The organism is Kitasatospora sp. NPDC056184, from assembly GCF_042268405.1.
Classification (GTDB): Bacteria; Actinomycetota; Actinomycetes; order Streptomycetales; family Streptomycetaceae; genus Kitasatospora.
The window spans coordinates 1,087,328-1,110,138 of the sequence record NZ_JBHJUI010000001.1 but is presented as its reverse complement, the minus strand read 5'-3'; the positions used below and the strand labels follow the sequence as shown (position 1 = coordinate 1,110,138).

General features: G+C 76.5%; 22 protein-coding genes and 1 riboswitch. Of the genes, 15 read left to right on the top strand and 7 right to left on the bottom strand.

Annotated features, from left to right (window positions below; translation table 11 throughout):
- The first annotated feature begins 16 nt into the window (after positions 1-16).
- Positions 17-2,893, top strand: coding sequence for an AAA family ATPase (locus tag ACFC0B_RS04295; protein ID WP_376081900.1), 2,877 nt, complete (start codon positions 17-19; stop codon positions 2,891-2,893).
- A 165-nt stretch (positions 2,894-3,058) separates the two neighbouring features.
- Positions 3,059-3,232: a hypothetical protein gene (locus ACFC0B_RS04290; RefSeq protein ID WP_376081898.1), complete on the top strand. Its 174-nt coding sequence runs from the start codon at positions 3,059-3,061 to the stop codon at positions 3,230-3,232.
- Positions 3,233-3,358: 126 nt separating this feature from the next.
- Here the strand turns inward: ACFC0B_RS04290 and ACFC0B_RS04285 are convergent, their stop codons facing one another.
- The gene (locus tag ACFC0B_RS04285) at positions 3,359-3,835 is read right to left on the bottom strand and encodes a hypothetical protein (RefSeq protein WP_376081895.1); all 477 of its coding nucleotides are present in this window, start codon (positions 3,833-3,835) and stop codon (positions 3,359-3,361) included.
- Positions 3,836-4,129: 294 nt separating this feature from the next.
- Between ACFC0B_RS04285 and ACFC0B_RS04280 the strand changes: the two genes are divergently transcribed.
- A complete protein-coding gene (locus tag ACFC0B_RS04280; protein ID WP_376081892.1) occupies positions 4,130-5,188 on the top strand; it encodes an LLM class flavin-dependent oxidoreductase in 1,059 nt (352 codons plus the stop codon).
- Positions 5,185-6,303 carry an LLM class flavin-dependent oxidoreductase gene (locus ACFC0B_RS04275; RefSeq protein WP_376081889.1) on the top strand — a complete coding sequence of 373 codons (1,119 nt, stop codon included), beginning with the start codon at positions 5,185-5,187 and terminating at the stop codon, positions 6,301-6,303. The genes ACFC0B_RS04280 and ACFC0B_RS04275 overlap by 4 nt, the downstream gene beginning before the upstream one ends.
- Positions 6,304-6,354: 51 nt before the next feature.
- Here the strand turns inward: ACFC0B_RS04275 and ACFC0B_RS04270 are convergent, their stop codons facing one another.
- Both ACFC0B_RS04270 and ACFC0B_RS04265 read right to left on the bottom strand, forming a co-directional pair.
- Positions 6,355-7,446 (bottom strand): DUF5937 family protein, encoded by a 1,092-nt coding sequence (locus tag ACFC0B_RS04270; RefSeq protein ID WP_376081886.1) that lies wholly within the window; start codon positions 7,444-7,446, stop codon positions 6,355-6,357.
- A gap of 334 nt (positions 7,447-7,780) precedes the next feature.
- The gene (locus ACFC0B_RS04265) at positions 7,781-9,097 is read right to left on the bottom strand and encodes a serine hydrolase domain-containing protein (RefSeq protein ID WP_376081884.1); all 1,317 of its coding nucleotides are present in this window, start codon (positions 9,095-9,097) and stop codon (positions 7,781-7,783) included.
- A 292-nt stretch (positions 9,098-9,389) separates the two neighbouring features.
- Between ACFC0B_RS04265 and ACFC0B_RS04260 the strand changes: the two genes are divergently transcribed.
- The 5 genes from ACFC0B_RS04260 (at position 9,390) to ACFC0B_RS04240 (ending at position 12,819) form a co-directional block, all read left to right on the top strand.
- Entirely contained in the window at positions 9,390-10,034 is a 645-nt protein-coding gene (locus ACFC0B_RS04260; RefSeq protein ID WP_376081882.1) for a carbohydrate binding domain-containing protein, read from the top strand.
- A gap of 50 nt (positions 10,035-10,084) precedes the next feature.
- Positions 10,085-10,732, top strand: coding sequence for a hypothetical protein (locus tag ACFC0B_RS04255; RefSeq protein WP_376081880.1), 648 nt, complete (start codon positions 10,085-10,087; stop codon positions 10,730-10,732).
- A 132-nt stretch (positions 10,733-10,864) separates the two neighbouring features.
- Positions 10,865-11,527, top strand: a complete 663-nt coding sequence (locus ACFC0B_RS04250) for a hypothetical protein (protein WP_376081877.1) — start codon at positions 10,865-10,867, stop codon at positions 11,525-11,527.
- Between the two features lie 148 nt (positions 11,528-11,675).
- Positions 11,676-12,290, top strand: coding sequence for a DUF2867 domain-containing protein (locus ACFC0B_RS04245; protein WP_376081874.1), 615 nt, complete (start codon positions 11,676-11,678; stop codon positions 12,288-12,290).
- Positions 12,291-12,333: 43 nt separating this feature from the next.
- Positions 12,334-12,819: an NTP pyrophosphohydrolase gene (locus ACFC0B_RS04240; protein ID WP_376081872.1), complete on the top strand. Its 486-nt coding sequence runs from the start codon at positions 12,334-12,336 to the stop codon at positions 12,817-12,819.
- An 82-nt stretch (positions 12,820-12,901) separates the two neighbouring features.
- On the opposite strand, the gene ACFC0B_RS04235 is transcribed toward ACFC0B_RS04240, so the two are convergent.
- Positions 12,902-13,789, bottom strand: a complete 888-nt coding sequence (locus tag ACFC0B_RS04235) for a hypothetical protein (protein ID WP_376081870.1) — start codon at positions 13,787-13,789, stop codon at positions 12,902-12,904.
- Between the two features lie 441 nt (positions 13,790-14,230).
- On the opposite strand from ACFC0B_RS04235, the gene ACFC0B_RS04230 reads away from it, so the two are divergent.
- The 6 genes from ACFC0B_RS04230 to ACFC0B_RS04205 all read left to right on the top strand — a co-directional run bounded on the left by ACFC0B_RS04230 (position 14,231) and on the right by ACFC0B_RS04205 (position 19,558).
- The gene (locus tag ACFC0B_RS04230; protein WP_376081867.1) at positions 14,231-15,865 is read left to right on the top strand and encodes an ATP-binding protein; all 1,635 of its coding nucleotides are present in this window, start codon (positions 14,231-14,233) and stop codon (positions 15,863-15,865) included.
- Entirely contained in the window at positions 15,862-16,269 is a 408-nt protein-coding gene (locus ACFC0B_RS04225) for a roadblock/LC7 domain-containing protein (protein WP_376081864.1), read from the top strand. Before ACFC0B_RS04230 ends, ACFC0B_RS04225 begins: the two co-directional genes overlap by 4 nt.
- On the top strand, positions 16,266-16,625 hold the full coding sequence (locus tag ACFC0B_RS04220) for a DUF742 domain-containing protein (protein WP_376081861.1): 360 nt from the start codon (positions 16,266-16,268) through the stop codon (positions 16,623-16,625). Before ACFC0B_RS04225 ends, ACFC0B_RS04220 begins: the two co-directional genes overlap by 4 nt.
- Positions 16,606-17,226, top strand: a complete 621-nt coding sequence (locus tag ACFC0B_RS04215) for an ATP/GTP-binding protein (RefSeq protein ID WP_376081858.1) — start codon at positions 16,606-16,608, stop codon at positions 17,224-17,226. Before ACFC0B_RS04220 ends, ACFC0B_RS04215 begins: the two co-directional genes overlap by 20 nt.
- A gap of 57 nt (positions 17,227-17,283) precedes the next feature.
- Entirely contained in the window at positions 17,284-18,789 is a 1,506-nt protein-coding gene (locus ACFC0B_RS04210) for a cytochrome P450 (protein ID WP_376081856.1), read from the top strand.
- A 121-nt stretch (positions 18,790-18,910) separates the two neighbouring features.
- Positions 18,911-19,558, top strand: coding sequence for a dihydrofolate reductase family protein (locus ACFC0B_RS04205; protein ID WP_376081853.1), 648 nt, complete (start codon positions 18,911-18,913; stop codon positions 19,556-19,558).
- A 91-nt stretch (positions 19,559-19,649) separates the two neighbouring features.
- Here the strand turns inward: ACFC0B_RS04205 and ACFC0B_RS04200 are convergent, their stop codons facing one another.
- Genes ACFC0B_RS04200 through ACFC0B_RS04190 form a run of 3 tightly spaced genes read right to left on the bottom strand, consistent with a single transcriptional unit; the run spans position 19,650 to position 22,629 of the window.
- Positions 19,650-20,462 (bottom strand): ABC transporter ATP-binding protein, encoded by an 813-nt coding sequence (locus ACFC0B_RS04200; RefSeq protein WP_376081851.1) that lies wholly within the window; start codon positions 20,460-20,462, stop codon positions 19,650-19,652.
- A complete protein-coding gene (locus ACFC0B_RS04195) occupies positions 20,459-21,583 on the bottom strand; it encodes a FecCD family ABC transporter permease (RefSeq protein WP_376081848.1) in 1,125 nt (374 codons plus the stop codon). The genes ACFC0B_RS04200 and ACFC0B_RS04195 overlap by 4 nt, the downstream gene beginning before the upstream one ends.
- The gene (locus ACFC0B_RS04190; protein ID WP_376081845.1) at positions 21,580-22,629 is read right to left on the bottom strand and encodes an ABC transporter substrate-binding protein; all 1,050 of its coding nucleotides are present in this window, start codon (positions 22,627-22,629) and stop codon (positions 21,580-21,582) included. The genes ACFC0B_RS04195 and ACFC0B_RS04190 overlap by 4 nt, the downstream gene beginning before the upstream one ends.
- A 50-nt stretch (positions 22,630-22,679) precedes the next feature.
- A riboswitch (cobalamin riboswitch) is annotated at positions 22,680-22,763 on the bottom strand.
- Positions 22,764-22,811: the final 48 nt, after the last annotated feature.

The window sequence follows — 22,811 nt, the reverse complement described above, 5'->3', positions numbered from 1 at the left end:
CGCGGAGCGCGGCTTCGTGGGCCGGGGCCGGGAACTCGCCCGGCTGGCCGAGGCACTGGACCGGCCGCCGGCCGTGCTGCTCGTCGAGGGCGAGGCCGGCGTCGGCAAGTCGCGGCTGGTCGCCGAGGCGGTGCGGGCCCCGGGCGGGGCGGACCCCGCCGCCCCCGGGCGCGCCGTGCTCGTCGGCCGCTGCCACCCGCTGCGCGAGCCGGAGCCGTTCGGGCCGGTGGTGGACGCCCTGCGGGACGCCGCCGCGCTGCTCCCCCCGCCCGCCGCGCTGCCGCCCAGCACGGGGGCGCTGCGCCCGCTGCTGCCGGACCTCGCCGACCGGCTGCCCGCCGCGCCGCCGGACGGCGGGGAGCTGCTGTCCCCCCGGCGACTGGCGGCCCGGGGGGTGCGGGCGCTGCTGGCGGCGCTCGACGACCCGGTGCTGGTGGTCGAAGACCTGCAGTGGGCCGACGACGCGACCCTCGACCTGCTGCTCCGACTGGCCCGCGACCTGCCGCCCGGGCTCGCCCTGGTGCTGACCTACCGGCCCGAGGACCTTCCGCCCGGAGCGCCGTCGCCCGCGGCCGCCTACCGGAGCGCGCCCGCCGGGCCCGGTGCCGGCGTCGGCCTGGTGCGGCTGGGCCCGCTGGACGAGGCGGAGGTGGCGGAGCTGGCCCGGGCCGCGCTCGGCGCGGTGGCCACCCCCGAGGTCTCCCGGGTGCTGTACGAGCGCACCCGGGGCCTGCCACTGGCCGTCGAGGAGGACCTGCGCGCCCTCGCGGAGCGCCCGCAGCCCCGTCGGGCGGCCGACCTCGCGACCGGGCTGGCGGAGGCCGAGGTCCCGCACGCGGTGGCCGACGCCGCGACCGGGCGGCTCGCCCGGCTGGGCGCGGCCGGCACGGCCGTCGTCGCCGCGGCGGCGGTGCTCGGGGTGCCCGCCGACGAGGACCTGCTCACCGCCGTCGCCGGGCTGGACGCCGGGGCGGGCGCGGACGGCCTGGCCGAGGCGCTGTTCGCGGCCGTCCTGGAGGAGGCCTCGCCCGACCGGTACGCCTTCCGGTACCCGGCGGTTCGGCAGGTCGCCCGCCGGCGGATCCCCGGGCCCCGCCGCCGACTGCTGCACCGGCGGGCGGTCGCCGCGCTGGAGACCCGCGAGCCCCGGCCGCTCGCCCTGATCGCCGAGCACACCCTGGCCATGGGCGACCGCGCGGCCTGGCAGGACCTCGCCCAGGCCGCCGCCGACCAGGCCGTCGCGCTCGGCGACCCGGGCGGCGCCCGCCGGATGCTGCGCAGCCTGCTGGACGAGCCCGACCTCGACCCGCCCCGGCGCGGCCGGGCCGCCCTGGCGCTGGCCCGGCTCGCGGCCGACGACGTCGACCCGGCGGCCAGCGTGCAGGTGCTCAGCGGCATGGTCGCCGACCCCCGGCTGCCCGTCGCCGACCGCGGCGAGATCCGGCTCGCGCTGGGCTTCCTCACGGCGGTGCACAGCGGCAACCGGGCCGGGTTCGGCCGGATCCGGGAGTCCCTGGACGAGCTGGAGGAGCGTCCCGTCCGGGCGGCCCGCGCCATGGTGGCGATCGCCATGGACGAGCGCGACGGAGCGGGCCGCCACGCCTGGGAGTGGCTCGCCCGGGCGGACCGGCTGCTGGCGGACCATCCGGACGAGGACGTGGCCGCCGCGGTGCGGGCGACCTCGCTGACCTTCCAGGCCCGGGCCGGCGATCCGGAGGTCTGGGAGCGGCTGGACGAGCTGCCGCGCGCCTCCGAGCGTCCCGAGGTGATGCGGCAGACCACCCGGGCGCTGTACAACACCGGCGAGATCGCCATCGAGCTGGGCTACGACACCCGGGCCGCGCACCTGCTCACCGAGAGCCGGCGGCTGGCCAAGCTGACGGCCATACCGTACCTGGAGTGCTACAGCCGGCTGGCGCTGATCCGGCTGGACATGCTGGCCGGACGCTGGGACGGGGTGGAGCAGCGCTTCGACGAGCTGGGCGCGGAGTTCGACGACCTGGCGATGGCCGGGGCCGAGCGCTCGCTGCTGTTCGGGCGGCTCGCGGCGGCGCGGGGCCGGCTGGCCCTGGCCCGGGAGGAGTTGGAGATCGCCGCCCGGTACGGGCAGCGGGAGTCGCAGGTGACCGTCGCGCTGCGGGCGGCCGCCGGGCTCGGGGGCCTTCAGCTGCTGGAGGGCGACACCGCCGGGGCCGCCGTGACGGTCGGAGCCGCGCTGGCCACCGCGCGGCAGGCCGCCGCCTGGGCCCGCACCGCCGACCTGCTGCCGGTCGCGGTGGAGGCGCTGCTGGCGACGGGCGGGCGGGCCGAGGCCGGCGCCGTCACCGAGGAGGCCGCCGCAGCGCTCGCCGACCGGGGCGCGCCCGCGGTGTCGGCGGCACTGGACCAGGCCCGGGGCCTGCTGCTGGCGGCGGACGGCGAACCCTGCGCGGTGGAGGCGTTCGCCCGGGCCCGGGACAGCTGGCAGGACATCGGGCGCCCGTACGAGGCGGCGCGGGCCGACGAGCGGATCGCCGCCGCGCTGGCCGTCGTCGACCGGACCCGGGCGGCGGAGCGGATGGCGGCCGCCGAGCGGGTCTACCTCGGGCTGGGGGCGACCACCGACACCGCCCGGTGCCGGAAGCTGCGCCGGGACCTCGATCTCGGCGGGATCGGCTCGCCGGGGCGCCGGGGCTACGGCAAGCAGCTGTCGCCGCGCGAGCGGCAGGTGGCGGAGCTGCTCGCGCAGGGCACCGCCAACCAGGACATCGCCCAGGCGCTCTTCCTCTCGCCGCGCACGGTGGAGCATCATGTGGCGAACGTGCTGCACAAGCTGGGCACCAGCCGGGCCGGGACGGCGCAGGCGCTGGCCCGGGCCGACGCCGAGGAGGCGGCGGACGGCGGGTCCGGCTGATCCCGCCGTGCGCCCGGCCGATCCGGGCCCGGGCCCGGGCCCGCAGGGTTCCCGGGCAGCGATGGGTAGTCACCCGCATTGTTCCGGCCGGGCCGGACCGGTTCCCTGGTGGTCATTGGCGAGCGAGCGGGGCAGCCGCTCACCGACCAGGAGGGATCCCAGGAGATGAGAGCACGTCACCACGCGCCGAGCGCGACCGCCGTCCCGGCGACCGACGGACCGGCCCTGGCCGGGTCCACGGTCCGGATCTCCCCGTCCCCCCGCAAGGCCGGGAACCATCCCGCCCTGGTCCGACTGGCCCGGCTGAGCCGCTCCGGTCCCGTGCACTGGGCGCACTGAGCGGCGCCGGCCCCCGGCCCGGCCGCGTGCGGGCGGCAGCGGCCGGGGACCGGCTGATCACGGAAGGACGATGGCCCTGCCCGGGCGAGCGGGCAGGGCCTTCGCCGTACCCGGGGACCGCCGGGGTCAGCAGCCGACCGGCACGGTGATGGTGGCGGTGGCGGGCGGCCAGCCCCACTGGGTGGTCTCCAGCGACGCCGTGACGTTCGAGCCGCACGGCGCGGTGGCGGTGATCCGGCCCACCCCGGTGGCGGACCGGTCGATGAGGACGGTGGGCGTGATGGTGCCCAGGGTGGCGCCGCCGACCACCGAGGCGGTCAGCCGGTAGGGCACCAGCCGGGCGGTCCAGCCGAGGCTGCCGGGCGAGGACTGCCCGTAGAAGGTGACCTGGTCGCCGCTGACGGTGGCGCAGATGTCGTTGACCACCACGCCCCGGTATCCGGTGACGCAGAGGCCCGGGCCGGCCGGGGACTGGAGCGTGTCGGCGGCGCCGGCGGCGCCCTGGGCGGCGGCACCGGTGGCGGCGGTGGCGGCGGCGACGGTCAGGGCGGCGCTGGTGGCGAGGGTGGCGAGGAGCCGGTTCATCGGGTGATTCCCGTTCATGGGTAGGGACGGCAGTGCGAAGCCATGTGACATTTCACGCTTCACACCTCACATGCTGGCATCGATTGGGGCGGAATTCCTAATTCCACCCTGGCTTTTGAAGTCTGACGCTGATTCAGGCCTTCCGATGACCGAATCCCATCGCCGGCCGACCCTTCATGGCGCCCGATTGCTTCGTGTGAACACTTCGTTGCGACCGTTGCCCGGGCCGGGCGCCGCCGCGCAGGATGAACGGGCCCGGCCGCGTGGGCCAACACGCGGCGGACGGGCGGCCGACAGGAGGCGATCGTCGTCGTGTCCGTGCAGCAACTCCACCTCGCCGTCCACCCGCCCGGGCCCGGCGGTCCCGCCGGACCGGACGCCGGCACCCCGCTCGACCGGCTCACCCGGCTCGCCCGGACCGCCGAGCGGGGCGGGTTCGACTTCCTCCTCCTCCCGGAGGCCCCGCAGCCCGGACCCGAGACGCTGACCGCCCTCGGTGCCCTGGCCGCCGCCACCACCCGGCTGGGACTCGCCGCCGGCCTCGGCCCGGCCGCCCACCAGCCCTACGAGCTGGCCCGGCGGCTGGCCTCGCTCGACCACCTCAGCGCCGGCCGCGCGGCCTGGAGCGTGACGGTCGGCCCGGACGGCCCGCAGGACGCCGCCACCGACGGCGCGCTCCGCCACGGCGGCCTCCCGGCGGACGCCGACCGGCACCTGCACGCCACCGAGTTCCTGCGCGCCGCCCGGACCCTGTGGGACAGCTGGGCGGAGGACGACGTCCCCGCCGACCAGGCCGACGGCGTGTTCGTCCGGCCCGGCGCGGGCGCGTTCACCCACCGCGGGGACCACTTCGACCTCGACGGCCGGTTCACCACACCGCGCGCCCCGCAAGGCCACCCGGTCGTCGTGCGGACCGTCGCCTCCCCGAAGGACCTCGCCTCGGCGGCCGCCGACGCCGACGTGGTGCTCGTTCCCCACACCGGACTCGCCGAGGCCCGGGCGCTGCGCCAGGACCTCGCCGGCCGGCTCGCCGCCCACGGCCGGTCCCCCGGGGACCTCCGGGTCCTCGCCACCGTCGTGTACGCCCTCGACGACACCCCCGGCGCCGCCGCGAGCGCCCCCGCCGCGCACCTCGCCGGCTCACCGCGCCGGATCGCCGACGCGCTCACCGCGTACGTGCGGGACGGCGGAGCGGACGGCTTCCTGCTCACCCCGCACCCGGCCGCCGACCCGCTGGACGCGTTCGTCGACCGGGTCGTCCCACTGCTCCGCGCCGACGGCGTGCACCGCGCCGCGTACACCGGCACCACCCTCCGCGACCACCTCGGGCTCGCCCGGACCCGCCGACCGAGCCGGGAGGCCTCCGCATGACCAGTCCCGCCACGCCCCGCCCCACCCGCGGGCTGCCGCCGCTGCACCTCGCCGTCGCCCTGGACGGCGCCGGCTGGCACCCCGCCGCCTGGCGCGCCGAGGGCGCCCGCCCCGGCGAGCTGTTCACCGCCGGGTACTGGGCCGGCCTGGTGACGGAGGCCGAGCACGGCCTGCTCGACCTGGTCACCTTCGAGGACGCCCTGGCCCTCCAGTCCGTGAGCCTGCGCGGGCCCGACGACCGCACCGACCAGGTGCGCGGGCGGCTGGACGCCGTCCTGATCGCGAGCCGGGTCGCACCGCTGACCTCCCGGATCGGGCTGGTCCCCACCACCAACGTCACCCACACCGAACCGCTCCACCTGTCCGCCGCCCTCGCCACCCTCGACCACGCGGCCGGCGGCCGGGCCGGCTGGCGGCCGCAGGTCTCCGCCCGCTCCGACGACGCCACCCACTTCGGCCGCAGCGCCCCGGCGGCGCTCGGGGAGGCCGACCTCGCCTCCCCCGAGAAGATCTCCAGCCGCCTCGCCCCGCTCTTCGAGGACGCGGCCGAGGTGCTGGCCGACGTCGGCCGGCGCTGGGACGGCCACCAGCCCGCCCTCCCGGTCACCGTCCTCGCCCACGCCCGCATCCCCTACGAACTCGCGGCCAAGGGCGGCGACGTCGTCTTCGTCACCCCGTACTCCACCGACGGCGTGGCGACCGTCCTCGCCGAGGTCGCGGCCGCCGCCACCGCGGTCGCCCGCCCCGCCGAACGCCCCCTCAAGGTCTTCGCCGACCTCCTGGTCCTCCTCGACGACCGACCCGGCGAGGCCGCCCGCCACAAGGACCGCCTCGACGAGCTGGCCGGCGCCCCGCTCACCTCCGACGCCGAGATCTTCGCCGGCACCCCCGCCGAACTCGCCGACCTCCTCCTCGACCGGCGCAGCGCCGAGGCGGCCGGCCTCCGCCTGGACGGATTCCGCCTCCGCCCCGCCCGCCTCCCCCACGACCTCCTGGCGATCACCCGCTCCCTCGTCCCCGAACTCCAGCGCCGCGGCGCCTTCCGCACCGCCTACCGGACCAGCACCCTCCACGGCCACCTCGGCCTCCCCGCCCCGGCCGCCGCACGGACCTGAGTCTCCGCCGGACCCGCCGACACCGAACCGCCTGGGCCCGGCCGGCCGCCCTTACCGCAGCACCGACTCCAGGAAGTCGCTGCCGAGCCGGGCCACCACCGGGAGGTCGAGCTGGTGGAGGACGTACCGGCCGCGGCGCTGGGTGGTGAGCAGGCCGGCCTTCCGCAGGACGGCGAGGTGGCGGGAGACCTCCGGGGCGGTGATGCCGTACGCGTCGGCCAGCTCGCTCGTCGAGTACACGCCGCGGGCGAGGTTGCGGCAGAGCCTCATCCGCATCGGGTGGGTCAGCGCCTCCAGGCGCAGCGTGACCGCTTCCACGGGCTCGGTGCCGCCGACCTCGTGGGTGGCGACCGGGTACTGGATGACGGGCTGCCAGCCGGGCGCGTAGATGGCGAAGAGGTGCGGCCAGCCGAAGACGCTCGGCAGCAGGGTGACGGCGGTGCCGCGGGCCTCGGTGCGGCCGTGCACCAGCTTGTCGGCGACGATGCGGCTGCCGTGCTCGTCCTCCTCCAGGGCGAGCGCCCGCGAGGCGGCCGTGAGCGCCGCCGCCAGGCCCTTGCGGCGCAGCAGTTCGGTCTTGTGCTGGGCGTCGGCGGTGAGCTGGACGCGGACCCGGCGCCAGGTGTCGGCGAAGAACGCCCGGTCGCAGTCCTCCAGGAGGCGTCGTATCCAGGCGCGGGTGGCGGTGGGCTCGGCGAGCATCCGCTCGACGAACGCCGCCTGGCGCGGGCCGCGGGCGGCCGCCAGGTCGAGCGCGCGGCGCCGCGACCAGGCGTCGACCAGCGGTGAGGGCAGGCCCTTGGCGTAGTGGCTGGTGCTGCAGGAGATCTCCAGGGCCGCGCCGACGAAGGTCTCGTCGTCCAGGCGGTCGAGGTCGTCCAGTTCCTCGGCGAGGGTCTCCCGGGGCCGGGCCGGCATGAGGAAGTCGGAGCGCGTCGACCGCCACATGAAGTCGGCTTCGAGCAGCCGGTCGGCCAGCTCCGGCGCGAGTGCGGCGGAGGTCGCCGTCGTCCACGCGTGCAGCCGGGCGTGGTGCGCGGGCTCGGCCAGCGCGTGCAGGGCGTTGCCGAGCTCCGCCAGCGGCGAGGGGCAGAAGGTGATCCGCTCGTGCGGCAGTCCGGTGATGTCGATCGTCACGCTCACTCCCCCATGGTGCCGGACCCGCCGGGGGCGCTGTCGTGCCAGTTGACCAGGGCTGTCAATCGACGGGACCTGCGGGGCGGCCCGTGGGCAGGGTGGACGCATGAACGCTCTGCAGCAGCACCTCCTCGACAGCTACCGTGCCGCCCACCGCGCCGAACCGGCCCCGCCCCTGCCCGGCACCCACGACGCCGCGGCGCTGCGCGCGGCCCGCGACCACCGCCGCTTCGAGGCCGTCCTCGCCGGCCGCCCCGCCACGGGACGGTTCCGGCTGGCCCTCCGGCTGGCCCTCCGCCCCCGGCCGCGGCTGCGGGCGGGGGCGGAGGCGTTCCCGCCGTCAGCGGGTGGCCGGGCCGCCGCTCCCGACGCGGAGGTCCGGGCCGGGAAGGGGGAGCGTCCTCGGGACCGGGGCCGCGAGGGCGCTCGTGTCCGTCGGCGGGTCGCACAGGGTCTTCTCCACGAGTGAGCCGATCGCCTGGCCGCTCGCCGAGCTGTCCTTGCCGACGAAGGGGTTGTGCGACAGGGCGAACTGGCGCCGGCCGTCGCGGCTGCCGAGCAGCAGGGTGCTCCAGCCGGGGAGGCCGCCGTCATGGCCCCAGGCCGTCTCGCAGCCCGGGCCGAGGTCGACCCGGACCACGCCGAGCCCGTACTGCCCGCCATCGGCGCCGGTCGACACCGTGTCCGTCAGGGCGGCCATCTCGGCCGGCCGCAGCAGCTTCCCGCCGAACAGGACGGCGTGGAAGCGGTTGAGGTCGGAGGTGGTGGAGATGCCGTTGCCGGCCGCGTCCACGACGCTCGGGTTGAACCGGGTGATGTCGGCCGGCCCGGCCGGCATGTCCAGGTACGCGTGGGCGTGCGGGCCGCCGAGGCCGGTCTCGGAGCCCGGGAACACCGTGTCCTCCAGGTGCAGCGGCCGGACGATCCTGCGGTCGACCTCGCGCTGCCAGGTGTGCCCGGTGACCTTCCGGATGATCATTCCGGCGAGCACGTAGTTGGTGTTGGAGTAGTGCCAGCCCTGCCCGGGCGCGAAGTACGGCGGGTGCTCGGCGGAGACCGCGGCCAGCTGCTGCGGCCGGTAGTCCCGGTAGCGCCACCGCCCGTAGGCGTACTCCTGGAGTTCGGCCTCGCTCACGACCCGGAACCGCTCGTCGTCGGTGAAGTTGAACAGGCCGCTGGTGTGGTTCAGCAACTGCCGCACGGTGACCGCCGCGCCGTTCGGGACGACCCCCGGCAGGTACCGCTCGACCGGGTCGTCCAGTCGGATCCGGCCCTCCCCGACCAGTTGGAGGACGACCGTCGACACGAAGGTCTTGGTCACGCTGCCGATCCGGAACCGGCCGTCCGACCTGGCCGGCTGCCCGTCGGCCAGGTCGGCGGTGCCCGCGGCGCCCCGCCACGGGGAGCGGCCGGGGAGGCGGATCTCCGCGAGCGCGGCGGTCATGCCGCCGCGCTCCACGAGGTACCGCAGCTCCAGCCGCCCGTCGACCCGGGAGCCGCGCTCCTCGGCGGACGGGCCCGCCGCTCCCGCCGCTCCCGCCGCCACCGCCGCCGTCGGGGCGAGCGTGACGACGGTGGCACCGGCCAGGGCGGCGGCGGCCAGCCGCATCCCCAGCCGGCCGCGCCGGTGCGATGTCCGAACCTGAACAGTGGTCATGGTGTCCGCCCCTTCCGGCCCGACTCAGGGCCGCCGGTACCACCGTCGCATCCGCCCCGCCCCCTGCGCGTCGCCCTCGGAGGTCATCGGCCATGCCCCGTGAGGACCGGACCGGCCTGTCGATCGGCGGGGTTGATCAATCGTCACCTCACCGTCAGGGGGCTTGACTTGACGCGTCCGCCGACACCGGCCGGACACGGCGGCCCCTTGACGGCTGCGGGCCGCATCCACCATGGTGTGGCCCACTCCCTCGCACCGCTGTCCCATCGGCACTCCCCCACCCGGAGACGGCATGCGTGCACTCCCCCACTCCCGCCCCGCCCGCCCCGCCCGCGGACGCCGGCCCGGCGGCCTGTCCGTCGGCCTCGCGGTCGCCGGGCTCGTCGCGACGGCCGCCTCCACCGTCGGCCTGGCCGCGTCGGCGGCGGAGCCCCTCCCCTACGTCAACCTGGTCCTCAACGGGAACTTCGACTCGTACCCGTGGATCTGGGCGTGCGACGCGAACGTCCGGTCCAGCAGCATCCCGCACAACCACTACGTGACGGGCCTGCCCACCGCCGACAACAACGCGCGGTGCTCCCAGCGGGTCCGGGTCCTGCCGAACTCCACCTACACGCTGTACGCCACGGTGCGCGGCCCGTTCGCCTTCGCCGGCGTCAGCGGCGCGGCGGGCGAGAACGCCTCCACCTGGTCGAGCCAGGGCGACTGGAACAACCTGTCGGTGAACGTCACCACCGGGCCGGACACCACCGAGCTGACGGTGTACTTCCACGGCTGGTACGAGCAGGCGGCCTTCGACGTGCGGTCGGTGTCCTTCATCGGGCCCGGGTACGAGCCGCACCCGTGCGGCGATCAGGCCACCCCGTCGCCCACGGCGACCGACGGCCCCGCGTCCCCCACGCCGTCCCCCACCTGCCGGCGCACGTACATCCCCTGACGGCCGCCCCTCCCCCGCGCCGTCCGGACACCCCCACCTCGGAGACCGCCATGCGCTCGTCACGCCCCCGTCCTCGCCATGCCCACCGCGGCAGTACGCTCGGCGCCGCCCTCGGCGCCCTCCTCCTGGCCGGCACGGCCGCCCTCGCGGCCCACGGCTCCGCCACCGCCCAGCCCGCACCCCTGGAATGGATCAAGAACGGCGACTTCCGCCACCCGCTCGCCCTGGGCTGGTCCTGCGAAGGCGAGTTCGTCCAGACCGACCGGATCGTCGAGGGCCGTCCGAGCGGGCAGGACTACGCCGGCTGCACGCAGACGGTCCCGGTCGTGGCCGACACCAGCTACACCTTCTCCGCCTCCATGTCCGGCGCCTACACCTTCGTCACCATCTCCGGCACCGGCACGGGCACCGGCGAGGTGACGCTCTGGGAGGACGGGCCGAGCTGGAAGTCGCTCGGTACGACCCTCGTCATCGGCAAGTCCAGCGCGGTGGAGGTCACCTTCCACGGCTGGTACGGACAGGCCCCCTACCGGGTGAGCCACGTCTCGATGATCGGGCCGATGTACCCCAGCGGGTGCGAGTTCCCCACGCCCACCCCGGGCGTGCCCGCCCAGACCTCGACCAAGCCCTGCATGCCCCGGCCGACCACGCCCCCGAGCGGCCCCGGAGTGCCCACGCCCACCCCCACCGGGGGCTGAGCCGCACCGGGTTCGGGCCACCCGGCAGCCGGCACCCGCCGCACGGGCGATGCGGCGGGTGTCGGTGACGGGCCGTAGATTCGCCGCGACCGAGCAGCAGTCGAGCGATTCCCGGACAGGACACCGAGCCCGATGAACCCCGCGAACCCGATCCCCCCGAGCGACGCGCACGGCGTCGCGCTCACCGAGCGCGCCATCGCCTCCGTCGCGGCCGACCCGCACCGGCCGATCCTGGACTACGGCCCGTGGGCCGGACCGTGGCTGACCGGTGAGCCCGAGCCGCTGCCGGAGCGCCTGCTGGCCGAGGCGGTCTTCCCGAGCGGGCGCCCGCTGCCGCCGAGCCTGCGGCGCTGGCTGGCGTTCGACGCCGGGCTGCTGCGCCGGTTCGGCTGGCTCGACGGGGACGGCCGCTTCACGCCCCGGCCCCTGGGGGAGCTGGCGCGCGAGGAGCTCGGCGACCCCTGGGGGTCCTGCTTCGACACCGTGTCGGACCGCTTCGACGAGTGCTTCCTGCTCCCGGGCGGCTCGGACTCGCGCCGGGTGCTGGCCACCGGGGTGGGCGACGGGCACGGCGAGTACCCGGTGTTCGCCCTGGACATCGACGACCTCCCCTGCGTCGAGCTGATGTACCCGGGCCTGGACGTCTACCTGGCGGACACCTCCGGCGTCATCACCGTCGAACTCGACGGCTACTCCTGCCTGGCCCGCGACGCCGTGTACGCCCGGCGGATGCTCACGCACGCGCAGCAGGTGTTCGGCGGCGGCTTCTCCGAGCAGTGCCTGCCGGACTTCTGACACCGGGGGCGGGGTGGGCCGGGGTGTGCTCGGGCTCACCCCGCCGCTGTGTATACGCCACCGAATATGACGCCTAGTCTGCGTGTATACGCTGGCGTACAGACGGGGCCCGCAGGCGGCGCCCCGCGCAGGAAAGGCGGCACCGGCCATGCGACTTCCGCTCACTGCCCACACCGGCCGACCGTGGCGCATCCACGGACTCGCGCCCGACTTCCGCACCGAGGACGTCTGGGCCTTCCGCACCCCCGGCGCCGGGCCGGGCGACTTCGGGGTGATGCTCGACGCCATGCGGGCGGGCGGCGGCTTCGCCCGGCAGTCACGGGCCAACCGGTTCCTGTTCGTGGTGCGCTGGAAGCTCGGCGCCCTGCTCGGCTGGGACCGGCCCGACACGGGCCTCGGCACCCGGGTGCGCTCACTGCGCGAACGGCTGCCGCGCGAACTGGCCGAGACCGTCGACGCCACCGCCCCGGACCGCCTGCCGCTCACCCCGGTCTACCGGCTGGAGGACGAGGACGTCCGCGAGCTGGCGAACCGGACCGTCCACACCCTCATGCACCTCGGCTGGGTGCCGACCGGCAACGGCGGGCACGAGCTGCGGATGGCCGTCCTGGTCAAGCCCAACGGCCTGCTCGGGCGGTGCTACCTGCTGCTCATCGCACCGTTCCGCCATCTGATCGTCTACCCGGCGCTGACCCGCCAGTGGGAACAGGCCTGGCGGGACCGCCGGCAGCTGCTCGCCGGCGACACCGGCCCGGTCGGGTAGCGCGGGCGGGGCGCCGAGGGCCTTCGTGCCAGACTTGCGCGCCATGGACGAAAGCGGGGCGGACGAGAACGGGGCGGGCGAGAGCGGGGCGGGCGGGGCCGCGCGGGGCGTGCCGCTGCTGGTGGTGGACGGGGCCAACGTCGTGGGCTCGGTGCCCGACGGCTGGTGGCGCGACCGGCGGGGCGCCGCGCAGCGGCTGCGCGACGCGCTCGCGCCGCTCGCCGGCCGCGGACTGGACGGAGCGGCGGGCGGGGACCGGCCCGACCTGCCCGGGTGGGCGCGGAGCGGACCGCTGGAGGTCGTCCTCGTCGTCGAGGGCGCCGCCCGGGGTGTGACGGCGACCCCGCAGGTCCGGGTGGAGGCCGCGAGCGGCAGCGGCGACGACCTGATCGTCGACCTCGTCGCGGCGGCGCTGGCGGCCCGGCCCGGACGGCACTGCCTGGTCGTCACGGCCGATCGCGGGCTGCGCGCCCGGGTCTCCGCCCTCGGCGCCGCGGTGGCGGGCCCGCGCACCGTCCGCCCCGTCTGAGCCCGGCGCCGGGGGCGCACGCCCTCGGCGGCAGCCGCCTGGCCGGAGGTCGCACCCTCGGCGGCGGCCGCCCCGCCGGGCGTCACACCCGCGGGCGCAGCCGCCCGTACAGCTCGGCCATCGCGCCCGGCAGGAACGGCCCGCCGGGGTCGGCCGCGCGCCGCCCGGCCACCGAGGTGGGCAGCATGGCCACCGCCACGATCAGCGCCGCGGCGGCGTAGGCGCCGAACCCGGCGATGCTCAGCGGCAGTTCCATCCAGGTACTGAGCCAGGTCACCAGCCACAGCTTCAGCAGATTGCCCGCCGTGGCGACCGCCAGACCGGCCGCCGAGCGCAGCCGCACGCCGCGCCCCGGCAGCGACAGCCGGCTGAACTTGGGGCCGAGCACCGCCCCCAGCGCCACCAGGGTGAGCAGTTGCCGCCAGCCCGGGCCGTTCGCCAGGACGGCGCCGTCGAGCACGGCCACCACCACCGCGAGACCGGCCACGGCGAGCAGGTGCCGGGCGACGCCGCGCAGCGCCGAGCCGTCGCCGTCGCGGTCGGCGAGGACGGACCAGAGGTGGCGCACCGTCACCCCGACCAGCATGACGACCACGGCGGCGACCACGGTCGCGCCCGGTCCCGCCGGCCCGGCGGACAGGCCGAGCCCGCCGGCCAGCCGCACCGCCAGCCAGAGCGCCGCGGGCTCCGCCGCGAGCAGCAGCGGCACCAGCGGGACGAGCAGCAGCGCCCCGCGGCAGGACACCTGCGAGCGGTCCGCCGGGAGGCGCCGGACCAGCGCGCCGCCGGCGGCGTGCACGGCCACCAGGAGCACCGCGGCGCCGAGGACGGCGGCGCACCGGTTCGCGGGCGGACCGCCCAGGTCGAAGCCCGCCACCACCGCGGCGGCCACGGCCAGGCCCACCGCGGTGGCCACCAGGTCGACCAGCTGGGCGGCCGGACCGGTCGCCGGCCGGGATCCGTTCGGCATCCGTCCCCCCGGAGTCGGGCGTGTTCGGCCATGGTTCCCCCGCCGCCCGTCCTCGACCCGTCCGGCGGATCGTCATTTCGGCCGATGGGAGCTGCGCCGGGGCGCCGGGAGCGGCGGCGCGCCGGGGCGCGCGACGGCGTGCCTTAGCACGAAACGGCGCGTGCTCGCGGCAAGTTCACCGGGAGTCCGCTCGCATTGGCGAACTGGGCGTGGGCGCCCGTTCACGGCGGGCGGCGCACGGTAAACCTGAGGCCGACACCGGCCCGGTCGCGGGTCCGGGAGTCCGGCCGGACCGCTCCCGCCGACGCGCGCAGCGCCCGGCCACGGCGGGTCCCGGTGCCGCACGCCCCGCCCGCCCCCGCACGCCCCGACCCCGCACGCCACGGGCCGAACGCCCGTCCCGTCCCGTTCCCCGCTCTTCGACCGTTTTGAGGTTGCCGAATGCTTGGTGCTGGTTCGTCACCCGGACGCCGGCGCTCCGCCCCCGTGCTCGTCTGGCTCCTGCCCACCCTCGCGACGGCCGCCGTCGCCGCCGTGACGGTGGCCGCGGCCTCCCCCGCCGCCCGTACCGGGGTCGCCCTGTGCGCGGTGGTGGGAACCCTGGCCGTGGTCCTGGTCGCCGCCGAGGCCGCCCGCCGGGGCCGGGCCGCGGAGGAGCTGCGCGCCCAGGCGGCCCGGCGCGAGGGCGAGTTGATCCGCCGGCTGACCCGGCAGGAGACCGAGTACATCCGGCTGGCCAGGTCCGTCCTGCCCGCCGCGGTCGCCAGGCTCGTGCGGGGCGAGGGCCTGGAGAACGTCACCGCCGCGTACACCCTGCAGGACGTCTCGGTCGGCGCCGAGTTCCGGGCGGCGCAGCAGACCCTGCTGCGCGCCGTGCTGGAGACGGTCGAGACCGCGGAGACGGCGCGCGAGTCCGCCCAGCGGTCCTTCGTCAACATCGCCCGCCGCGTCCAGGCCATCGTCCACCGGCAGGCCGCCGAGCTGCGCAGCATGGAGCACGCGCACGGCAACGACCCCGCCGTCTTCGACGACCTGCTGCTGCTCGACCACGGCAACGCCCTCATCGGCCGCCTGGCCGACAGCATCGCGGTGCTCGGCGGCGCCCGGCCGGGCCGCCAGTGGAACAAGGCGGTGCCGCTGTACAGCGTGCTGCGCGGCGGCATGTCGCGGATCCTGGACTTCGAGCGGATCGAGCTGCACCCGGTCTCGGACGTGGCCGTCGTCGGACCGGCCGTCGAACCGCTCATCCACGCGGTGGCCGAACTCCTGGACAACGCCACCCGCTACTCCCCGCCGCACACCCTGGTGCACCTGACCGCGGTCGAGGTGCAGAGCGGCATCGCGATCGAGATCGAGGACGGCGGTCTGAGCCTCAGCGAGGAGGGCCGGGCCCGGGCCGAGCGGATGCTGGCCGAGGCCCGGGCCGGCATCGAGCTCAACAACCTCGGCGAGACGCCGCGGCTCGGCCTCGCGGTCGTCGGCCGGCTCTGCCGGGCGTACGGCTTCCAGGTCTCGCTGCGGCCCTCGGCCTACGGCGGGGTGCGGGCGGTGCTGGTCTTCCCGCAGGAGCTGATCACCACGGCCCCCGCGACCGGGCGCGCCCACGGCATCGGCGTCACCGGTTCGTCCGGGCCCGAGCCGGTGGACGACCGCCGGCCGCACACCTCGCCGCCGCCGCGCCGCCCGCGCACGGGGCCGCCGCCCGGACCGCTCGGCAGCACCCGCGGGGTGACGCTCGGCGGACCGCGGCGCGGAGGGTCGCCGACGGGTGGCGAGGAGGTCCCGCCGGTGACCGAGCGCACCCCCAACGGCCTGCCCCGGCGCCGCCGGCACGCCGCTCCGGCCATCCGGTTCGGCACTCCCGGCGGGAGCACGCCCCCCAACGGCACCCCCACCGGCGGCAGGCCGGCCGCGGGTACCGGTGGTCCCCGCGGCGGTGCCGGTGCGCCCGGGAGCTCGGCGGAGCCGGTGCAGCCCGGCCTCTGGCTGGCCGCCTTCACCGAGGGCATCAACGGCACCGGACCGGCCGACCACGGCAACGAAGACTCGACGGGGACGCGGAGGGACGAGCGGTGACTCAGCCACGGACCAACCTGGACTGGCTGCTCAAGCAGTTGGCGGACGAGGTCCCGCTCGTCCGCAACGTCATCGTGCTCTCCGCCGACGGCCTGCGGATCGCCCAGCACGGCACCGAGCCCGACACCGCCGACCGGCTCGCCGCCGCCTGCGCCGGACTGCAGAGCCTCGCCGCCGCCGTCGGCCACGAGTTCCCGTTCGGGGACGGCCGGATGCGGCTGGTGGTGATCGAGATGGGCGGCGGGTTCTTCTACCTCATGGCGGCCGGCGCCCGTGCCTACCTCGCGGTGCTCGCCGACGAGGGCGTGGACGCCGGGCTGATGGGCCAGCGGATGCGCGACCTGGTCGCCCGGATCGGCGAGCACCTCACCACGCCGCCGCGAAGGAGCGAACCTGTCGTATGAGCACCACCGGCCGGGACTGGGGCGACGAGCCCCCGGAACGCTTCTACGTGATCACGCGCGGCCACACCCAGCCGGCCGAGCGGGCCGAGCTGGACCTGGTCACGCTGGTCGTGTCCCGTGCGGAGCCCGCCCCCTCGATGCCGCCGGAGCACGCGGCGATCCTGCGCCTGTGCGGATCGCCGCTCTCCGTGGCCGAGATCTCCGCCTACCTGCGGCTCCCCGTCAGCGCGGTCACCCTGCTGCTGGCGGAGCTCGTGGCCGAGGAACGGGTCGAGGCGCGCGCCTCGGTCCCGGCCGCGCTTCTCCCCGACCGTGCCCTCCTGGAGGCGGTGATGCATGGACTTCAGCGGCTCTGACACGGTGCTCGGGCCGGCGGACGAGGATCTGCTGCCGGACTCGGCCGCCGCGGCCGTCAAGGTGGTGATCGTCGGCGGCTTCGGCGTCGGCAAGACGACCCTGGTCGGCTCGGTGAGCGAGATCCGCCCGCTGACCACCGAGGAGACGATGACCCAGGCCGGGGCGGAGGTCGACGACCTGGCCGGGATCGAGCGGAAGTCCGAGACCACCGTCGCGATGGACTTCGGCCGGATCAGCATCAGCGAGGAGCTGGTGCTCTACCTGTTCGGCACACCGGGCCAGGAGCGGTTCTGGTTCCTGTGGAACGGCCTGTTCGAGGGCGCGCTGGGCGCGGTCGTCCTGGTCGACACCCGCCGGCTGGAGATCAGCTTCGACGTGATCGGCCGGCTGGAGGACCGGGGCGTGCCGTTCGTCGTCGCCGCCAACGCCTTCCCCGATTCCCCCGACTGCCCGGACGAGGAGCTGCGGCTGGCACTCGACCTGCCGCCCGAGGTCCCGATCGTGGCCTGCGACGCCCGGGTCCGCGAATCCGGGCGGGACGTGCTGCTCGCGCTGATGCGCTACCTCTACGACCTCGCGGACCCGCCACCGGCGCGGTGAGCCCGCCGACCCCCACGCATCCCCCGCCCCCACCCGCCGACGATCTCCGGAGACACCGTGACCTCCCCGTTCCGTGACGACGCCGCCCTCGCCCCGCCCGCCGGCTGCCCCGCCCACCGGGCGGGCGACCCGGGCCACCGGGACCAGGCCGTCCTCGACGCGTTCGACGACCTCGGCCCCGACGAGCCCGCCCTCGACGACCTGCCCGTCGCGGAGCTGAGGCGGCTCTACGGGCCCGCGGCCGAGGCGGACCCGGCGGGCCTGTACGAGCAGCTGCGCGCCGACTACGGCGAGGTCGCGCCCGTCCTGCTGCACGGCGACCTCCCGGCCTGGCTGGTCCTCGGCCACTCCGCGAACCTCACCGTGATGCGCACGCCCTCGCGCTTCTCCCGGGACTCCCGCCGCTGGACGGCGTTCCAGGAGGGCCGGGTCGCGACGGACTCCCCGCTGATGCCGGTCATCGCCTGGCAGCCGCTCTGCGTCTTCGCCGACGGCGCCGAGCACCGCCGGCTGCGCGGCGCCGTCACCGACGGCCTGAACGGCACCGACCGGCGCGGGGTGCGCCGCTTCGTCACCCGCTACACCGCCGAACTGGTCGAGGAGTTCGGTACGAACGGCCGGGCCGATCTGGTCAGCCGGTTCGCCGAGCACCTGCCGATGCTGGTGATGACCCAGCTGGTCGGCATGCCCGAGGAGTACGGACCGCGCCTGGTCGAGGCGGCGCGCGACCTCATGAAGGGCACCGAGACGGCCATCGCGAGCAACGAGCACGTGGTGGCCGCGCTGCGCCGCACCGTCGAGCGCAAGCGCGACGATCCCGGCCCCGACCTGTGCACCCGGCTGCTGCGGCACGAGGCCGGGCTCACCGACGAGGAGGTGCTGGAGCACCTGCGGGTGGTCCTGCTGGCGGCCAACGAGACCACCGTCAACCTGATCGCCGACACGCTGAAGATGATCCTCACCGACGACCGGTTCCGCGCCCACCTGTCGGGCGGTCACATGACCGTGCCGGACGCGCTGGACCAGGTGCTGTGGGACGCCCCGCCGATGTCGCTGGTGGCCGGGCGCTGGGCGACCGGTGACACCGTGCTCGGCGGCCGCCGGATCAGGGCCGGGGACATGCTGCTGCTGGGCCTCGCCGCCGGGAACGTCGATCCCGTGGTCCGGCCCGACCTGGCCAGGCCGCTGCACGGCAACCGCTCCCACCTGTCGTTCGGCAGCGGCCCGCACGAGTGCCCGGGCCAGGACATCGGCCGGGCCATCGCGGAGGCCGGGATCGACTGCCTGCTCACCCTGCTGCCGGACCTCCGGCTCGCCGTCCCGGAGTCGGAGCTGACCTGGACCTCGGCGTGGCTCTCGCGCCACCTGGTCGAGCTGCCGGTGGAGTTCACGCCGCGCGAGCAGCTGCCGGCGGCGGTGGTCGCGGCGACCGCCCCGGCCGTCCCGGTGGCCGCTCCCCCGCCGGCCGAACCCGTGCGGCCCGTGGAACCGGACGAGCCGCCGGCGGTCCCCGAACCGCGGCAGGGCTGGTGGGACACGCTCACCGGATGGCTGCGGCGCTGACCGCCGGACCGGACGGGCGCGGCTAGAGTCGGCCCGTCGCCACATCGCCGTGCCGCTCCCTCGCGGTGTCGCCGGATCGCTGTGTCGACCACCGCCGCACCGACCACCGGAGAGTGCCCCCGTGTCCCTGGTACGCGTCCACAACTTCTCCGTCTCGCTCGACGGCTACGGCACCGGCGAGGGCCAGAGCGCGGAAGCCCCGTTCGGCCACGCGGGCGACCGGCTGCACCGCTGGTTCTTCCCCACCCGGACCTTCCACACCATCCTCGGCAAGCCGGGCGGCGACACCGGCGTCGACGACGCCGTCGCCCGCACCTGGAACGACGGCATCGGCGCGGAGATCATGGGCCGCAACAAGTTCGGCCCGCAGCGCGGCCCGTGGCAGGACCACGAGTGGAACGGCTGGTGGGGGCCGAACCCCCCGTTCCACACCCCGGTGTTCATCATGACCCACCACCCCAGGCCCGGCGTCGAGATGGCGGGCGGCACCGTCTTCCACTTCGTCGACGGCTCCCCCGAGGAGGTCCTCGCCCGGGCCCGCGAGGCCGCCGGCGACCTGGACGTCCGCATCGGCGGCGGCCCGACCACCGTCCGCGCCTTCCTCGCCGCCGACCTGGTCGACCACCTCCACGTCGCCGTGGTCCCGATCCTGCTCGGCCGCGGCGAACGCCTCTGGGACGGCCTCGAAGGCCTGCACGAACGCTTCCGCACCGAGTCCGTCACCACCCCGAGCGGCGTCACCCACCTGACCTTCACCCGCCGGCCGTAGGGCCTGCGCCAGGTCGTCACCGACGCCGCTCCACCATGCGGCCGGGTCACGCCCGGCGGAACGGCGGAACGGCGGACCGTAGCGCCCGCCGTCAGGGGGCGGAACGTCCGCCGGCCGCAGCCGGGTACGGGTCGGCGGGCAGGAAGGTCACCTGTGGCGCGCCCGTCCGCGGATGGACGGCGACCTCCGCCGTCACGCCGTACACCTCCGCGAGCAGCCGCGACGTGAGCACGTCGGCGGGCGGGCCGGCGGCGGCGATCCGGCCGGCCCGCAGCACGTACAGGCGGTCGCAGTAGTACGCCGCGAGGTTGAGGTCGTGCAGCGCCACCAGGACCGTCGCGGGCAGCCGCCGCAGCGTGCCGAGGACCTCCAACTGGTGCCGGACGTCGAGGTGGTTGGTCGGTTCGTCGAGGACGAGCAGGGACGGCTGCTGGGCGAGCGCCCGGGCGATCAGGACGCGCTGCCGCTCGCCGCCGGAGAGCCTGTCGAACGCCCGCCCGGCGAGCCCGCCGGCGTCCACCGCGGCGAGCGCGGAGCCGATCAGCGCGGCGTCCTCGGCGGTGTCGCCGTCGAGCAGCCGCTTGTGCGGGCTGCGGCCCATCGCGACGACCTCGCGCACCGTCAGGTCGAAGTCCGCGACCTGGTCCTGCACCACCGCCGCGACCGTCCGGGCGAGCCGGCGGACGGGCAGCGCCCGGGTGTCGGCGCCGTCGAGAAGGACCCGCCCGGCCTCGGGGCGCAGCACCCGGTAGACGGCGCGCAGCAGGCTGGACTTGCCGCTGCCGTTCGGTCCGACCAGTCCGACCACCTCGCCGGGCCGCGCGGCGAGCGAGACGTCCTCGACCAGGCGGCGGGCCCCGGCGGTGAGGGTGACCCCGTCGACGGCGAGGTCGGCCGCGCTCACGACGCGCCCCGGCGGGCGTCGCGGCGCATCAGCCAGAGGAAGAACGGGCCGCCGCAGAGCGCGGTGAGCACGCCGACCGGGATCTCGACGGGCGCCGCGACCACCCGGGCCGCGATGTCGGCCCAGACGAGGAAGACGGCGCCGCCGAGCGCGGCGGTCGGCAGGACCTTCCGGTGGTCGCCGCCGACGACGAGCCGCACCACGTGCGGGAGCATCAGGCCGACGAAGCCGATCGGCCCGGCCGCCGCCACCAGCACGCCGGTGACCAGCGAGAGCAGGACGAACATCCGGGCCCGGAAGCGCGCCACGTCCAGGCCCATCGTCGCGGCGGCCTCCTCCCCGGCGAGCAGCAGGTTCAGGTTGCGGGCCTGCGGCAGCAGGACGGCCAGCCCGAGCAGCACGGCCGCGCCGGGCAGCCACAGGGTGTCCCAGGTGACGCCGCCGAGGCCGCCCAGCGTCCAGGCGAGGACGGCGCGCGCCTCGTTGCCCCGGCCGGTGGTGAGGAGGAGGAGGTCGAGGACGGCGGTGAGCACCGCGGCGACGGCCACGCCGGAGAGCACCAGCCGGGCGGAGGTGATCCGGCCGCCGGCGCGGGCCGTGGTGTAGACGAGCAGCAGTGCGCCGAGCGCCCCGGCGAAGGCCGCGGCGGACAGCGACAGCCTGCCGAACAGGGAGGCCCCGAACACGATCACGGCGACGGCTCCCAGGGAGGCGCCGGAGGAGACGCCGAGCAGGTAGGGCTCGGCGAGCGGGTTGCGGACCAGGGCCTGGAGCGCGGTGCCGACCGCGGCGAGTCCGGCCCCGGCGAGGGCGCCGAGCAGGACCCGGGGCGCCCGGACGTCGAGCACGATGGTCTCCCGGGCCCGGGACCAGTCCGGCGGCGAGCGGTCGGCGCCCAGCGCGTGGGCGACGATGTCCCACACCTGCCCGGGCGGCACCCGTACCGAGCCGAGGGCGAGCCCGGCCGCGGCGGAGAGCAGCAGGGCGACGGCCAGCACGCCGAGGACGGCGGCGAGCGCGGCGGGCCGCCGGTCCGTGCCGGCCGGCGGTCGCTGCGCCGTCTGGGCGCCGTCGGGGTCGACCGCGGCCGCCGTTCCGGCGGCGGGGCGCGGGGCCGTCACCGGTGGCTTCCGGGATGCAGGCCGCGCGCGAGGTCCTCCACCGCGTCCGCGGACCGGACGCCGACCAGGGCCGAGGTCAGCGGCAGGACGACGAACCGCCGGTTCTTCACGGCCGGCACGTCCGCCAGGGCCGGCTGCGCCAGCAGGAACCGCTCCTTCTCCTCGGCGCTCCCGGCGTCGCCGTAGTCGTACACGGCGATGGCCTCCGGCCGGCGCTCGACGACCTGTTCCCAGGAGACGTCGCCGAAGACGGTGTCGAGGTCGGCGAAGACGTTCCGGCCGCCGGCCAGCCGGATCAGCTCGGTGCCGAGGCTCCGGCCGCCCGCGGTGAACGGCGCCTTGTCGCCGCTGTCGTAGACGAAGACCGGCACCTCGGGGGTGCCCGCGACGGCGGCGGCCGCTCCGGCGACGCGGCGCTCCAGCTCCGCGACCAAGGCCTCGGCGCGCTCCCGGACGCCGAAGATCCGGCCGAGGGTGCGGACCTCCTCGTAGGTGTCCGCCATGGTGACCCGCCGTTCGCCGCAGTACTCCCGGTTGAGGTGGGTCCGGATCCCGGCGTCGGTGAACGCCTTGCGCGAGCGGCCCTCGTTCTCGGCGAAGGCGCTGCCGTACCCGCCGTAGACGAGGTCCGGGTCGGCCTCCAGGATCCTCTCGAACGACGGCTCCTTCGCCGCCAGGACCGGGATCGACGCGTAGTCCTCGCGCAGCGCGGGCAGGACGGGCGAGTCGGGGAAGGCGGTGCCGACCATCCGGTCGCGCAGCCCGAGCGAGAGCAGCAGTTCGGCCGGGTGCTGGTGGACGGTGACGACCCGGGCGGGCGGCCGGTCGTAGGTGGTGGTGACGCCGCAGTTCCGGACGGTGACGGGGAAGCCTCCGGCCGCCGGGGCGGCGCCCGGCGCCGGGCCGCTCCGGGTGGGGGCGCCGCAGCCGGCGGCGGCCAGCAGCGTGGCCAGGGCGAGGGCCGCGGCGGAGCGCCCGGCGCGGCGCGACCGGGCCGGACGGACGGGACGGACTGGACGGATGCGAGGGGTGGAACGGTCGTGCACAGCAAGCCTCCTGGGGAGTCCGCGCTCCTCGGAACGGGCCCGCGACGGGCCAGTGTCCTGACTCCCGGGGCGGCGCGGCGCGCCCTTCCCGGTCACAGTGGCGGGACCGTGCCGGACTCGCACCGGCTTCCTGTCCCCGTCGCGGCGGTGTCGTGGTGGTGGTGTCGTGGTGGTGTCCGGCC

Coding starts and splice junctions, on each gene's coding strand:
- ACFC0B_RS04245 (WP_376081874.1), top strand. CDS start 11,676: ATGCGACTTCCGCTCACTGCCCACACCGGCCGACCGTGGCGCATCCAC.
- ACFC0B_RS04230 (WP_376081867.1), top strand. CDS start 14,231: ATGCTTGGTGCTGGTTCGTCACCCGGACGCCGGCGCTCCGCCCCCGTG.
- ACFC0B_RS04265 (WP_376081884.1), bottom strand. CDS start 9,097: ATGACCACTGTTCAGGTTCGGACATCGCACCGGCGCGGCCGGCTGGGG.
- ACFC0B_RS04215 (WP_376081858.1), top strand. CDS start 16,606: ATGGACTTCAGCGGCTCTGACACGGTGCTCGGGCCGGCGGACGAGGAT.
- ACFC0B_RS04260 (WP_376081882.1), top strand. CDS start 9,390: ATGCGTGCACTCCCCCACTCCCGCCCCGCCCGCCCCGCCCGCGGACGC.
- ACFC0B_RS04285 (WP_376081895.1), bottom strand. CDS start 3,835: ATGAACGGGAATCACCCGATGAACCGGCTCCTCGCCACCCTCGCCACC.
- ACFC0B_RS04255 (WP_376081880.1), top strand. CDS start 10,085: ATGCGCTCGTCACGCCCCCGTCCTCGCCATGCCCACCGCGGCAGTACG.
- ACFC0B_RS04250 (WP_376081877.1), top strand. CDS start 10,865: ATGAACCCCGCGAACCCGATCCCCCCGAGCGACGCGCACGGCGTCGCG.
- ACFC0B_RS04240 (WP_376081872.1), top strand. CDS start 12,334: ATGGACGAAAGCGGGGCGGACGAGAACGGGGCGGGCGAGAGCGGGGCG.
- ACFC0B_RS04220 (WP_376081861.1), top strand. CDS start 16,266: ATGAGCACCACCGGCCGGGACTGGGGCGACGAGCCCCCGGAACGCTTC.
- ACFC0B_RS04290 (WP_376081898.1), top strand. CDS start 3,059: ATGAGAGCACGTCACCACGCGCCGAGCGCGACCGCCGTCCCGGCGACC.
- ACFC0B_RS04275 (WP_376081889.1), top strand. CDS start 5,185: ATGACCAGTCCCGCCACGCCCCGCCCCACCCGCGGGCTGCCGCCGCTG.
- ACFC0B_RS04235 (WP_376081870.1), bottom strand. CDS start 13,789: ATGCCGAACGGATCCCGGCCGGCGACCGGTCCGGCCGCCCAGCTGGTC.